Annotated in this window: 9 protein-coding genes and 2 pseudogenes; 5 read left to right on the top strand and 6 right to left on the bottom strand. The window is 44.5% G+C overall.

The window, feature by feature from the left end:
- Position 1 precedes the first annotated feature (1 nt).
- The 4 genes from ACJHWR_RS16595 (at position 2) to ACJHWR_RS16610 (ending at position 7530) form a co-directional block, all read left to right on the top strand.
- Positions 2–898, top strand: a complete 897-nt coding sequence (locus ACJHWR_RS16595; RefSeq protein ID WP_000272179.1) for a hypothetical protein — start codon at positions 2–4, stop codon at positions 896–898.
- A gap of 2 nt (positions 899–900) precedes the next feature.
- On the top strand, positions 901–5337 hold the full coding sequence (locus ACJHWR_RS16600) for a hypothetical protein (RefSeq protein ID WP_000266251.1): 4437 nt from the start codon (positions 901–903) through the stop codon (positions 5335–5337).
- A 24-nt stretch (positions 5338–5361) separates the two neighbouring features.
- A complete protein-coding gene (locus ACJHWR_RS16605) occupies positions 5362–6405 on the top strand; it encodes a Wadjet anti-phage system protein JetD domain-containing protein (protein ID WP_001558458.1) in 1044 nt (347 codons plus the stop codon).
- Positions 6406–6531: 126 nt separating this feature from the next.
- Positions 6532–7530 carry a hypothetical protein gene (locus tag ACJHWR_RS16610; protein WP_001240364.1) on the top strand — a complete coding sequence of 333 codons (999 nt, stop codon included), beginning with the start codon at positions 6532–6534 and terminating at the stop codon, positions 7528–7530.
- Positions 7531–7641: 111 nt separating this feature from the next.
- On the opposite strand, the gene ACJHWR_RS16615 is transcribed toward ACJHWR_RS16610, so the two are convergent.
- Entirely contained in the window at positions 7642–8514 is an 873-nt protein-coding gene (locus ACJHWR_RS16615) for a phosphorothioated DNA-binding restriction endonuclease (protein ID WP_000168557.1), read from the bottom strand.
- Between the two features lie 136 nt (positions 8515–8650).
- On the opposite strand from ACJHWR_RS16615, the gene ACJHWR_RS16620 reads away from it, so the two are divergent.
- Positions 8651–9292: an HNH endonuclease gene (locus tag ACJHWR_RS16620; RefSeq protein ID WP_001037975.1), complete on the top strand. Its 642-nt coding sequence runs from the start codon at positions 8651–8653 to the stop codon at positions 9290–9292.
- A 7-nt stretch (positions 9293–9299) separates the two neighbouring features.
- Here ACJHWR_RS16620 and ACJHWR_RS16625 read toward each other — a convergent pair.
- The 5 genes and pseudogenes from ACJHWR_RS16625 to zorA2 form a co-directional block, all read right to left on the bottom strand.
- Positions 9300–9416: pseudogene (locus ACJHWR_RS16625) on the bottom strand (sialate O-acetylesterase); the annotation flags it as partial.
- Positions 9411–9909 (bottom strand): annotated as a pseudogene (locus ACJHWR_RS16630) (kelch repeat-containing protein); the annotation flags it as partial. The pseudogenes ACJHWR_RS16625 and ACJHWR_RS16630, both read right to left, overlap by 6 nt.
- A gap of 209 nt (positions 9910–10118) precedes the next feature.
- Positions 10119–11222, bottom strand: a complete 1104-nt coding sequence (gene zorE / locus ACJHWR_RS16635) for a type II Zorya anti-phage system protein ZorE (protein ID WP_000777273.1) — start codon at positions 11220–11222, stop codon at positions 10119–10121.
- Between the two features lie 3 nt (positions 11223–11225).
- Entirely contained in the window at positions 11226–11933 is a 708-nt protein-coding gene (zorB2, locus tag ACJHWR_RS16640) for a type II Zorya anti-phage system protein ZorB2 (RefSeq protein ID WP_000357807.1), read from the bottom strand.
- A 6-nt stretch (positions 11934–11939) separates the two neighbouring features.
- Positions 11940–13592, bottom strand: a complete 1653-nt coding sequence (zorA2, locus tag ACJHWR_RS16645; RefSeq protein ID WP_000880882.1) for a type II Zorya anti-phage system protein ZorA2 — start codon at positions 13590–13592, stop codon at positions 11940–11942.
- Positions 13593–13612: the final 20 nt, after the last annotated feature.

Here is a 13612-nt window from a genome sequence, read left to right on the forward strand (position 1 = left end):
TATGTACGACAACGCGCATCAACAAACTAAACGCTACGCCGAGATTGCCACGCAGGCAATTATGAATTCACTGGGATATAAAATGGGGGATGAGCTGATTCAACGTGCTCTTGATCTGCAAGGTGATGCCCTGTTCACAGAGATTATCCGTGGCGTCGCGACAGGTATGAAATTGCGGTATCTTGGGATTCATGAGACCTACGGGGTATTACTGGCTGCAGATGGCCGAGGTCCGTTTTCCCCATCTTTGGGTTGGCTGAACAAACGCTTGCTACCTGAAACAATGGCTGAGCAACAGGGTAAGGAACGGAAAGAACAGCGCCTGTTTGCAGGCTTAACTCTGATTGCGTTGCTGGCTGATTTGTTTCCAACTCCAGACACCGTTCGTGTCGAGTTCGGTCAGAGTAACGCCATTAATGCCGCCTCGGTGGTAGCCAGGCTCAATAATGTTGCCGACCAGGTGATTGCCCAGCGCAAGGCCGAGGGTGACGATACCGTAGATGGCCTACTTATGGCGGCCAGGTTTGTGCAGGAAGAACGTATTCCCCGTATACACGACGAAAAGGTAGGGCGTGTCTCAAGTATTCGCTCGCAAACAGAAATGGCAACGCGCTGGATACAACTGCTGCAGGAGGAAGGCTTTCTGGCCGAAGACAGCAGTCTGTCGGGAGAGTCCGACTGGTATCCGACCCAAAAACTCAAACATTATCTGCGCCATACTGGCATCGAAGAGACGGTGCGCTTTGTCATGAGCATCAGTCCAGCCGTAGAAGAACGGTCGCCCGATTTAGCTGAAAGCGATCTTGCAGCATTAGCAGATACCCTGGAGTTTCCTTCGCTCAATGAACGTCCAGTTACAACTGGAACCACAGAAACGCAACGCTTGACGGAGATTTAAGTATGTGGCTGATTAAACGGGTTTATATGGATGGTGCAGGCCATGAAGAAGCTTTCTACAAGGACCTCACACTGGACTATATTGGCCTGTCTCAAGCGGTCAGTAGCCCTGTTGTTGAAGGCCTGCGCTCGCCCGTCAGGAATGCGAAGGTGGTGACCAGTACTTATCAGCAGCTTGTGAATGGGGGTGGTAAGTCGACCTACATCGCGCTGCTGTTATCGATTTTTGAGCCGTCCGTTAGTGACTTCACCCAATATCTGGCAAATCATCGCCAGAGTGAATACCACTACCGCAATTACTTCTATAAAGAACTCTCTGTTGTTTTGGTTGAGATGGTCAATGAATCAGGACAAACGTTATTACTAGGACATGCTCATCAGCGTAATGGAGATGATGTTGACCGCACACTGTTTATTTGTGATGCGCCCGACTCCCTGATGGGCGCGCCGTTTGATGAAGTCCCTTCTTATTCCCGCGCGGAACGCAATTCTGAGCTGCGCCCCTATGCCAATAGCCTGCGCAGTTTTGATAGCTGGCTTAATCTCAAGGCCGGTAGTGAAGGCGGTATGCATTGGCGTAAAACCACCAGACAGAACGAGTGGCGCGCATTTTTACTGGAACAACAAATTAACGTTGATCTTATCAAAACAATGGTGACCTTCAACTCCGAAGAAGGTGGCCTGACCCGTTTTATCGAATACAAAACTGAACATGATTTCCTTGGCGCGTTCTTCGCCTGCACCATGTCTAAAGATGCGGCTGAGCGGCTGCGGGAACTGGTAGCGCATGAAGTTGAACGTCAGGGAGAGTTAGAGGGGATTCGTCGTAACGAGTCCTTCCTGAAGGATGTGCTGGCTAACTGGCTGGCGTTTCTTGATCCGGCTAAACAGCTGGAAAGCATCCAGGCACAGCAGCAACTGCTGGATGATGGCTTCCGAGAAGCAATGCGCGATCTCGCAGCCTTTGTCGGGGATGCTCAGGTTGAACAGACACAGCTTGAAGATAACATGGATAGTTTGCAAACGCATATTGGCCAGGCGATGTCTCTGCGTGAGCAGTTAGGTAAGCGCAGAGCACTGCTTGAATATGATCTCGTGCAGCATCGGTTCAACAAACAAAAAGCGATAGTCGATGCGCTTCAAGACGAGGCCGATACCAATCAGCGCCAGATTGAGATTACTCACGCTGCTATAGACTACAAAGCCTATGCTAAGGCCCTGAATGAGTACCGCCAGGCAGATGAAGATCTGAAGGTATTCCAAAGTGAAACGGAAAGGCCGCTACAGGTGATTTTCGAGCGTACTGCTGGCGAAGCCTTGGGCACATTAGAGTGGGCAATCGACAGACATCGCCAGCAGGAGGCTACGCTTGAGGAAGAATTAGGGCAGATGGACAGGGAAAGCCATGTCCTCAGACAGTCATACGATAAAATACAAAAGACGTTGGGTGGTCTGGAAACGGAGCGTGACGGATATAAAAGAGACAAATTTCAGGGCGAATCGCAACGGAATGAATTATGTGAAGCTGGGTTGATCCAGAAGGATGAAACACCAGTAGCAGCCCAATACCGACTGGAATTAACCTTACGCGATGCAAAGCAGAGTGAAGAACTGGCTAATACAATTCTTCATCAGAAAGAGCAGGCGCTGGAAGCACAGCTGAATGTTGTGCGGGAGGCATCAATTGAGAAAAGTGAGGCCCAGCAAAAACTCATTCTGGCTGAACAAAAACACCAGTCGGCTGTGGATAGTGCTTTAGTTTTAGCAAAAAACTATCAAAAACTGCCAACGTCAACGCGACATGATCTGGATATTGAAGACACGAGTTGGCACAGCGAGCTGTGTGGATTGCAGCTCGACAAAGTATTGAATGCGAACGCTCAAACGCTGAATGGAATGAAAGAGCGTTTACTGCAAGCCCGGCACGAACTGGACGAGTTGAGGGTGACGGGACATGAACTGGTTGCTAAGCAGGTCAATGAGGCACTTGAAGCGTTTTATGCTGCGGGCATTGCACGGGATAAGCTATGGACATTTCCACACTATTTGGCCTCTGCTTACAACGATGATGCACAAAAGATTGCAGCGGTGATCGATCAGAACCCTGGCCGCTACCTGAGTCTGGTCGCACTCGACAATGTAACGTTTGAACAGGTCCATAAAATTAGTGAGATCCTACCCTGGAAGAAGGCACCTATTGCTATTTACTTGCTGGATGAAGCACAAGATCTCCGCCGAGAAACGTCTGAATTAGTACAGGTTGTCCTCTCAAACCCCGATAAGCACGGATATAGCCAGGCCGCTTACGAAACCCGGCTGCAAGACCTGGAGAATACTGTAGCGTCGCAGGAAGTCAGTGTGAAGGCTACGGAGAGCGCCCTTAAAGTACTGGAATCTTTCAGGAATGACTGGAGTCGGCATTACGAACAGTATGGTAAGCATTGGGCGGGACTGCTTGACCAACGGGAGCTGGCTCTATTAATACTGGAAAATGCTGATGCAGCACTTAAGCAAGCTGAGCATGATGAGCAAACACTGCGTGACGAGAAGAGAGATGTCCAGGTGCGTTTAAACAACGCCCAACAGCAGAAAATTCAGGCAGAAAAAGCACATGATAAAGTGAGTCTTTTTGTAGAAAAAGAATGGGCGAAGCGTGAAACGGCGATAATGAAACTGGAGCAGTTAGCTGCACAGATTCAGCGAAGCAAGAACACTCTTTACACCCAGAGAGAGAGGCTGGAACGGCTGAGCGAGCTCGAGAAGAACAAACGCTCCGAGAAAACCCTTTTAATTATCCAGATAGGTAGCTGGAGTAATCTGTGTAACGAACCGTTCTATTCAGAGATTACGGCGACTGAAGGTATGGAAGGACGAAGCCCTGAATATGCCCATGAGATGGCTGCTCAGGCGCACAAAAAATTGCTCGAAGCAGCCAACGGTGATCAAGTGACCGTTCTCAAGCAACAACTGAAAGATGCTGAACAGGTACAACGTTACGCCTCTGATCGTTTGACCGCTCAACCCACCTACAATACATATCCGGATGAGGTAAAAGCTGCGGCCATCAATGAGCTAACGGTAATTAATAACAGCATCGTACGCCTCAAAGAACAGCAAAAGCAATTCACGCAAAATCTAATTAGCTCTCAGGTAACTCTGCAAAAATTTTCCCAAAGCTGTGAGGAGGCTAGTAAAGCACTTGACGAGGATTTTGTCTGGGAAGAGAAGCCCATTGAGATAGAGGCAATCCAAACGTCTCTGGCTGAAATCGTCAATAACCTTTATGCGATTGAACACCAGATCAAGTTCCTACTGGAACAAAAGACACTGCTGTTGAGAAAGATTGAAAATGTGAAAGAGCGGCTACAGAACGCCAAAACAGCTCAAGCGATGATCCAGCCCATTACGCCGAGCTCTGCCGCAGGTCTACCTGGTAGGATCCTGAGCATCACAGAATATGCTGACGATCTGGCTGCACAATGCCAAGTGTATGCCGGTTTAAATGAAACGCTAAAACAGCAAAATATGCGCGTCTCTACGGTCTGGGGAAAATTCCGCAAACGCATCGAAGAAGAGTTGGCCAAGGATCCAGACGCCCGAGCCAGTCAGGAATACTTACGGCAGTTGGACTCAATCGCAACTTATCATGAAGTGCTGGGCGATTTGGAGAGGGTCGGTACAGGGATCTCGCAGGTATTCGAAGCTGTGCAGGACAGCCTCGAGCAATTCCAACGTTCGATTGATCTGACTGTCACCCATCTGACTGCTCATCTGGAAGGGGCGATTAAGCTTCTCAGGCGCGCGATGTCGGTCAAAATTCCTGAGGATTGCCCCGTACTGCCTGGTCGGCCCATTATTAAAATGACCGACCGGTTGAATGATGTTGCCGCTGATCTCAGGGGTTTTGCCAGCAGCCGCTTGCAGCAGTGGATAGCCAGGGGACAGATACCCCGAGCGCCCAATCGGGACGCCTTGACAGCTGATTTGGTTCAGTCGGTATTTGGCGAAGGGGAACTGGAGGTGCGTTTGCTGAAGACGAATGCCAGCCGTCCACAATGGACTCCTGTCACCCGACTTGAAGGTTCGGGTGGACAGCGCCTTACATCTGCCTTTTTACTGTTTGTGACGGTTGGTAAAGTACGAGAGTACGATACGGGTATTTCAAGTGCAGGATTCTTGTTAGCCGATAACCCGCTGGGTAAATCGAATGCCAATGATCTAATGCGCATTCAAACCCAAATGGCCAAAGCCTATAAAATCCAGCTCATCTACCTGACTGGTATTTCGGATGAAAACGCCCAATCAATGTTTGATAACCATCTCTTCCTGAATAAAGTTCAAAAACTGAGGCGGCGCGATTTGGTAACCGTTGATAAAGAACGCCATGCCCTGTGGGCGGCTTCTCTGGCTGCTAAGCCACAGTTCGATCCAGTCATTTAAGGTTGATATGAGATGAGTAGCGTAATGATCTGGCTATCCCGACTGGAGTCGACAGCCAATAAACATCGTCTTGCCGCTGGTAAGGCCGCGCGTACAGTGAAAGCTAATGCGGTGCTGGATGAGGTATTACGCGCACACAACCAGGAGGCCTTGAGCCAGGAGGTGCCTGATTTGCTGAGTCAGGCTGTTACACAACTGCTTGAGAGGGACTGGCGGGCTCAGCCTAAGCACAAAGCGAGTTGGCAGCGCTACTGGCGGGGTATGAGCCTGCCAAGTACTTTTGTTTACGAAGGTGCCATCGTTCCTACGAAGACAACATCAGAAATAGCCTGGCATCCCTGGTTGGCCCGACGTATTACAGGACAACTTACCCAGCCAATCAAGGCACGCTTACAACAGTTGAATACATATCTTTTTCGCCAAACCGGGGGCGACAAGTCGCTATTCCCGGGCTTGCTTGGACATCGTGAGCGGTCTCTGCTTATATTTGGTGACGAAAAAGCTCTGGACTCCTTGCCACCTGATGGCTGGAAGCATGTCACTCTGACTTTGGCTGATATGGGCGCGTTTCGACGTGCGCCGCCTTTACCGTATGAGTCATCTCGTTGCCATGATCTTCCGGCTATCATTGTTGAAAACTCCGATGTGTATTATCGGCTATGCCAACTTAATCGAGCACAGACTCGCTGGTCACTGGTCATTTATGGCGCAGGTAACAAAGTTTCCGGTCAGGCGGAATGCGTGTCACAACTCCTTGAGGTCGAACAGGTAGAACAACTACTTTATTTTGGCGATCTGGATGTTGCGGGCTTAAAAATCGCTCATCAGTTGCGTTGTAAGTTGCTTAATGATTACGGTATCAGCTTGCATTTAGATGAATGGCTTTATAATAAACTGATCTTAAATGGCCTGATGACAGCGGAAGGGAACGCCAACAACGAACGGTTTGATTTCGAGTTACAGTGTGGCTGGATGCCAAAGTTTGTTTTACGAGAAATGAAGACTCTTCTGGCGATCCACCAGCGTCTACCCCAAGAAGGTGTGGCTTCTTTAGGTTTATTTATATAGTCATAATGTGCTTTTTAGGTGATATCATTCCCATTGAATGCATCAGCTTAATCGATTACAGCTCAGGAAATAAAATTTTTACTGTGTTAAAGTTCCTGTAAAATCAGTTAAAAAAGGAAGATAAACGTGGCGCTGTACAATATCGTAAATAAAGAACTACATGCTTTAGAAAAAACGACCTTTACTCTGGAAGGATTACAGGAACGTTATGATTTACAGGAAGCAATCAAAAAAAATATAGATATTATTGCTCCTGATTGTCTGGTGATTTCCGAAGAGTTTTCTGACTGGGAAGATAGCCGTCGGCGAATTGATTTATTGGCAATCGATAAACAGGCAAATTTAGTGGTTATCGAATTAAAACGTGATGAAACGGGGGCGCATATGGAGTTACAGGCACTACGATATGCGGCGATGATTTCCACAATGAGTTTTGCGAAAGCATGTGAATATTTCCAGACGTATTTGAAAAAACAAAACTGCGATGCCGATGCGAAAGAAAAAATACTTGAATTTGTTGAATTGGATGAAACTGAGCTTGTTGATTTCGGAAAAGATATCAGAATTGTTTTGGCATCATCGGATTTTAGCAAGGAACTGACTACCACTGCGATTTGGTTAAGAGATAAGGGGGTAGACATTCGATGTGTTCGTCTGACGCCTTATAGATTTAATGATGATGTTCTAATCAATGCAGAGCAAATCATACCGGTTCCTGAATTGGAAGAATATCAAGTTAAATTTCGTGAAAAACGTGATGAACAGCTAATTAGCAGTCAGAAAAAAGAGAAGGACTATACGTGGTATATATATAAAGATAAAGAACTTAATAAACGTAAATTAGCGCTTGAATTATTACGTGATTGGATAAGACAATTTAATCCTGCAAGTTATAATGATTTAATAAATGGATTAAGTGATGACTTTAAAAAACGTACGGTTATGCTTATCGATCAGATACCAGAGAAGCAAAAAAGTTGCTATCATATTAATGAAGATGCGTTGATTACACTTCCCTCTGGTGAAATTGTTGCTATTTCTAATCAATGGGGCATTGTTAATATTGAACTCTTGATTGAGTTTGTACGGCAAAATGGTTTTGTTGTTGAAAAAGCTGAACAATAAATTTTGATATTGCTATAAATGTCTACATTGAAAAATAGGGAGAACATTTGTAGCTTTTAACATCTCAATGCACGAGATGGCAAGATTATAGGGACGCGATAGTTATCAACCTCACCCCCTAAAAACCTCTTTTCGATGCCACTCCACAAACCCCTCAAAAGGGTAATTTTTACGCACCTGTGGCAACGCAATAGTTTTCCCATCAAAATCCCAGAATAATCTCTCAACGATCCCTCCGCCGTTTACCGCATCCGAGACCAGTACCCGCATATTTTCATCCAGGCCAATCGATCCTTTATCAAAGGCTTTATGGTGAATTGCGCAAAGCGCCAGGCCATTAGGAATTTCACAAGGACCGCCGTGCTGTTTCCATTTTATATGCGCCGCTTCCAGCGCGACGGTGGTGTCGTCGTGGCGCATATTAAAGCCACATATCGCGCACTGGTAGTTATAAGCGCGTAATACATTTTTGCGAAATAACGGGTCACGCTGTTTACGGATTTGCTGGAGATCAAAACCCAGCTCGTCAGCAATTTCCTCCTGAATACTCTCGGTGAAGTGCGCTTCGAGTATCTGTTGCGCCAGAGTATTGATGAGTTTTTTATTGCCGGTTACCAGGGCGTAGTGCTGTTCATCGAAACCGCCTGCAACGTGGTATTCGTTCAGTTCCTTCACTGGCGGTTGTCGGCTGCTCCCTGCTGTTGAGCAAAGCTCGGCATTGTGTAATTGCCAGAATCCGTCGCCTTGTAATCGCCAGAACGGCATATCAGGTCGGTACTGTGAACGCTGTGGCCCAAAACGTTCCAGTAAATTGTGCAGAGGTTCGTAGATTTCCAATCCATAATCGAAAAGGCGCGGATGCCCATTCAGGTATCCCGCTAATACGTATAGCAGTAACAATGGTTTATGCGGCGCGCGCTGTTCACCCTTGTGCCAGATTTTTATATTGGCGATTGCCTGCTGTAGCGATTTACTGGAAGCCATTGATATCCCTGGCAGTGAAATAGTTGCGATCATGCTCGCAAATTTTCTGCTGTTCAAGCCTGCAAGTGAAGATATATTACCTTGATCTCATTTGTTTTTTTGCTGCCTGTTCTGAGAACGTATAAGGACATTCTCCATGAATAAACTCCCCGATCATCTTCCGCGGCGGTATATCATCGAAGCTATCCATTTATGGGATGCGGGAGAAACTCATCAGTTCCAGCCTGCGCGGTTGTATAAGATTGAATATCATGGCCGACGTTACCCCTCGAAGGCGATTGCTGGCATCGCAGCGACATTGATGACGGGGACGCAATTTACCCCTGCGGATTTCACCGGCGGAATAAAATCTAAATGCGTCAAACTACTCATAGAGCAGGGATTTCATATTCATCAGGATAAAGCCGCTGCGGCTCCCATAGCCGACGTTCTGTTCCCGGATGAGTTGCCGTCGCAGGAGACATACGTTGAAGGTGCGGCGATAAAGGTGACAGTAAACCGCTATGAACGCGATAAAAAGGCCCGAGATAAAGCGGTCGAACATCATGGATGCCAGTGCAACGTATGCGGCGTTGATCTGGTGAAGATCTATGGCGATATCGCTGAGGGTTTTATCCATATGCATCACCTGGTGCCGCTTTCAGCCATTAAAGAGGATTACCAGCTGGATCCAGTTAATGATTTGCTTCCTGTGTGCCCTAATTGCCATGCGATGTTGCACCGACGCAAACCACCGTTTTCGCCGGAGCAGTTAAAAGCGTTGATGGATGCAAATTAATGAATGCTCACCCTTCACGCCAAAACCGCAAAATAGCGTCAACAAATTTGTCTACAATCATCCCCCGACTGAAATGACTGCTTCGTGGTGTCGTCGTCCAGTTCTCCGGCGTTCGGTATGTTGAATCTTTTCCAGCTTCGTTAAGATCTTCAAAATAGCCGTTGAAGATATTCTGGTTAACACCGCCAGTAACATAAGCCTTGCCGTTGTGTACAAATGTCACATGACCCGCCATGCCCATCGGCGCGTGCGACATCAATTTAACCCAGCTATTGGTTTTGGGGTTGTATTTGTGTACGTCATTAAATACCTGAGTCAAGCCCTCGCTGTTTTTGCCAATGCCGCCAAACACATACAGATTGCCATCAATAAATGCAGAGGTTGCTTGATCTCTCGGTCCACCAGGAAATGCAGCTAACGCTGTCCATTTTTTTATCTTTGGTCTGTTTCTCCAGCTTGTACCATGCCGTACCTGCGCTACCTAAACCAATGTAGACAGTGTTGTTATCAATTTCTCCGGTACCACTTTTAAATGGCACAGGCGTTTCCGGTAATACATACGCATTTACGGAAAATGAAGCCATCATTATAGCAAGCACCGTTATTGCTTTATTCATTGTGACTGTAACCTATCTACCAAGCTTTAACCTTCACCCGTATGAGGAAAGTTTTAAATATAAGGCTAACCATAGCATATGCCTTTATACCTATTACACCAAAAAAACAGACAAGTTATGCCATAAACGACTTTTGTAATTTGAGTCACAAATCAGGAAAATTTTATTTATCTTCCGTGAAAGTCTTAACTTTCACGGAGTTTCGGAATTTACAACGTTGCTGACGTAAAGGCTCCTGTTTGTATTTCTTTAACCAGCTCACCCACGGTATATATTCTCCATCCTTCGACTTCGGCGGGAGTAAGGTTAACTGCAATTTTAAGGCCTGGCCATGCTGCTTCTACGGTTGCAATAATTTCATGTTCTGAGTTTTGAAGATCTAACCCAGGAACAGGAGGTTGAAAGCCTTTATGTTGCATCATATTAATATCACCATGTACTGATGGATCAGTCAGGTCATATATTTCATTCCAGGATTCGGCTTTTAATAACCCTTGTTGGGAACGTAAACGTTGAATGATAGCCATCTCAGCTTGGGTAACGAATATACCTTCATGGAGGGGCTGTTTACGATGGCAATCCTTACACAGAACAAGAAGGTTTTCATGGTGATTATCATATTTGATGCCATTTTTATGATGGACATGGCACAAGTTTTTGGCGGTTGATAAATTCACACCACAATCATTACAAGTATACTTGGCCTTTTCTCGTATTGATTTTGATATATCTTTCCAGTTTTCGACATACCCACTATTTGTTTTGTCATAGATACCCTTAGGCATATGACGAAAACAGGTACTATAATCTGAAAAAAACTCATTTAATGAGAATGATTTAAAAATCTCTCTTTTCCTTTGTTTATCAATACTTCCTTTGTAATTAAGTCGTTCCAGACAATTCATACATACCCGTAAATCAACATCCTGGCTCCGGCCTGAACCATCATCAATTTCGAATAAACCATCTATGCGGTTAGTTGCATGATACCTTTCAAATCGATTTTTATGGCGCATTTCATCAAGAGTTCTGCACCAGGCAATATGAAAACGTTTTCCTTTTTCGCCATCGATGATAGCCGCATCATAACGCCCTGAATGGTCCCTAATATATAAAAGAACCTGGCGGCCATGATAAGAGATTAGCCCGCTACCAGGGTCAAGATCTTCGATACTAACTTCTTTACCCGTGGATAACTCAATATCTATAGGATCAAAGTCAATAGGGGATTCATCCAGAAAAAAATCGACTCCTTCTGGTAACATTTTCTTCCCTAATTGAATAAGTTCTGAAATGTCGATAGATAATTTCATCTCTTACTCCTGAATAATCTTTCTAATCTGCAACTCGGCATTTGTTACAACTTTGAAGGTGACACGACGAGAGCGATTAGGATCCTCCTTGCCGGTTTTATCAAGAATGGGATGTGCAGATGAATAACCTACTGCGGCAAATTTACTTTTAACCCATTGTTGGTGTGTCGCGATATTTTTTATATCATAAACGTATTGTAATACTGCACGTGTACGACCTTGTGATAGTGCCATATTATTAAAATAAGCAATATCAGGATTCGTTGTTCCAGTCCAGTCAGTACTTGTGTGACCTTCAATGCGGACTTCAGTAATATGTTCTTGATAATTATCAAGAACTTTTAGGTAGCGAGGAAAGAAGTCGTCAAGAATGAGTTTAAACTTTGGTTTAAGCTCTGTGCTTCCTAAGCCAAATAAAACATCCGGTGATTTAAATCGAACCTCCAGAGTCTGCTTATCGATCTCTGCATCCCAGTCTTGCAAATCCTTTGCAAACTCAATATCCAGAGCATTATAAAGCTGTAACTGAGCATTCTCGTAGGCTACGGCAACTTCTTTAATTTTTTCTTTTTCAATACGTACGTAGTGCATATAAGCAATAGATATGAACATAAAAACCATCATCAGCCCTGCCATTAGGTCTGACATGGATACCCAGTGTTCATTATCTTGATCTTTTTTAGGTAATTGTTTCCCTATAATCTTATCCATGATCGATTACCCTCGATGTTTATTAGCAGAAATTAATGCTTGTAACTGCCCCATAATTATTTGGTAATCTTTAATAAGTTTTTCATAGTTACCGACAAAACCTTTGCTGATTGAAAGCAGAGCATTACCTAATGATTGCATTTCACGGTTCATCTCACGTTCAGTTGCTTGCTCAAAAGCATGTAACTGCTCGTTGATGGATAGAGCAAATTTTTCAATTGATTCTCTGACTTGAGAAGTCAGCCCTGCACTTGCCTTATCAAATGATGTCTGGATTGAATCAAACATATTATCGGCATTACTGGATAGTTGATGGTTAATCTTTTCACCAGTCTTACTGAACATATCAATTACATTAGTCGTATTTTGTTCCATATTTCTATGCAATTCTTTCGAGTGCGACTCTAGTGACTTCAGGAATTCTTCACCACTTTGTTTCATTTCAGTAATTGTTTCACCTAACGTGCTGGTTAGAGTTTCGGAGGAATTGCTGACATCATGTGCCATCGAGGCAAATGCTTGTTGTGTTTGGGTAACCGATTGTCTGAATCCTTCGGTACCTTCATCCAGGGCCACGCGCATTGAATCTGCATTAAGAAGTATTTGCTGGCTGGTTTGCTCAAGAGATGCACTAACATTTGCAGCTCCGGATTTCAGCAGTTCACCCACTTCAGCCATTTTGTTCTGTATTTCAGGTAATACGGTTGTAGCTTTATCGCGGATGGCGACAAAGGTTTCTAAATGGCGGGAGAGTTCGCTGATTTGATGTTGGTTCACCTGAAGCACTTCACGCAGTTCAGACATAGCCAGAGGAATTTCTTTACATTCTTCCCAAATCCCGGCAACCGCAGTTTTTGTTTCAACCAGAGACTCGACACTTTGTTGATATTGTTCTGACATCAGCTCAACTTGCGTTTTATAATTTTCCTGCCACTCAACAAGTTTTTTTACAGAGGCATCAAGTGCTTTAAAGTTTTCACCAAACTGTTCAGTTAAATTTTCATTAAAATCAATAATGACTTGTCGTAAAGCATCAATAATTTGTTCTGTAGCACCTTTTGCCATTAGATCTGCAAATTGTTCAAGTTGTTCCCAAAGCTTATTACTGAAATGAGTGTGATTAGCTAATTGTGCCTGCGAGGAATCGCTAATCTCAGTACGTAGTAATTTTATTTGAGCAATAAGAGAACCTTCACTATCACCGTTAATACCCGAGACTAATTTAGTCAGAGTCTGGTTCTGCTCTTTTAATTCATGATAGATATGTTCAGGTGTAACAGATTCAGGGTTATTTTCTGCTAACGCACTTCGTTTATTGGCAAAAAAGAAAGCATCCATTCCATTAAATAAAATGGCAAAAAACATACCTACAATGCTTGTAATGAATGCTGTTTTTAGGCCGCCTAATAATACGGGGATGCTGGTATCAATACTTTCAGTATTAAAATTGAGTAACCCAATAATAATACCAATGAAAGTACCCAGAATACCTAATGCCCCCATTAAGGTTGGAGCATATTCTCTAAACTTACTATGTATATTTTTTTTGTCACACCACCACGCTGATAAAAATACGAATATAACAGCCCAGATGAAAATATTGGTGATCAGTGTAGAGTCTATCGATTGAAACAACTGCTCAAAAAGCTGCGCTAACATTTTGATACCTGTGTAAATAA

Source organism: Escherichia sp. WS568, assembly GCF_046486085.1.
GTDB classification, from domain to species: domain Bacteria; phylum Pseudomonadota; class Gammaproteobacteria; order Enterobacterales; family Enterobacteriaceae; genus Escherichia; species Escherichia coli.

What these genes read in the sequence shown, in the direction of transcription:
- ACJHWR_RS16595 (WP_000272179.1), top strand. Translation starts at nt 2, where the DNA reads ATGTACGACAACGCGCATCAACAAACTAAACGCTACGCCGAGATTGCC.
- ACJHWR_RS16600 (WP_000266251.1), top strand. Translation starts at nt 901, where the DNA reads ATGTGGCTGATTAAACGGGTTTATATGGATGGTGCAGGCCATGAAGAA.
- ACJHWR_RS16605 (WP_001558458.1), top strand. Translation starts at nt 5,362, where the DNA reads ATGATCTGGCTATCCCGACTGGAGTCGACAGCCAATAAACATCGTCTT.
- ACJHWR_RS16615 (WP_000168557.1), bottom strand. Translation starts at nt 8,514, where the DNA reads ATGGCTTCCAGTAAATCGCTACAGCAGGCAATCGCCAATATAAAAATC.
- ACJHWR_RS16620 (WP_001037975.1), top strand. Translation starts at nt 8,651, where the DNA reads ATGAATAAACTCCCCGATCATCTTCCGCGGCGGTATATCATCGAAGCT.
- zorE (WP_000777273.1), bottom strand. Translation starts at nt 11,222, where the DNA reads ATGAAATTATCTATCGACATTTCAGAACTTATTCAATTAGGGAAGAAA.
- zorB2 (WP_000357807.1), bottom strand. Translation starts at nt 11,933, where the DNA reads ATGGATAAGATTATAGGGAAACAATTACCTAAAAAAGATCAAGATAAT.
- zorA2 (WP_000880882.1), bottom strand. Translation starts at nt 13,592, where the DNA reads ATGTTAGCGCAGCTTTTTGAGCAGTTGTTTCAATCGATAGACTCTACA.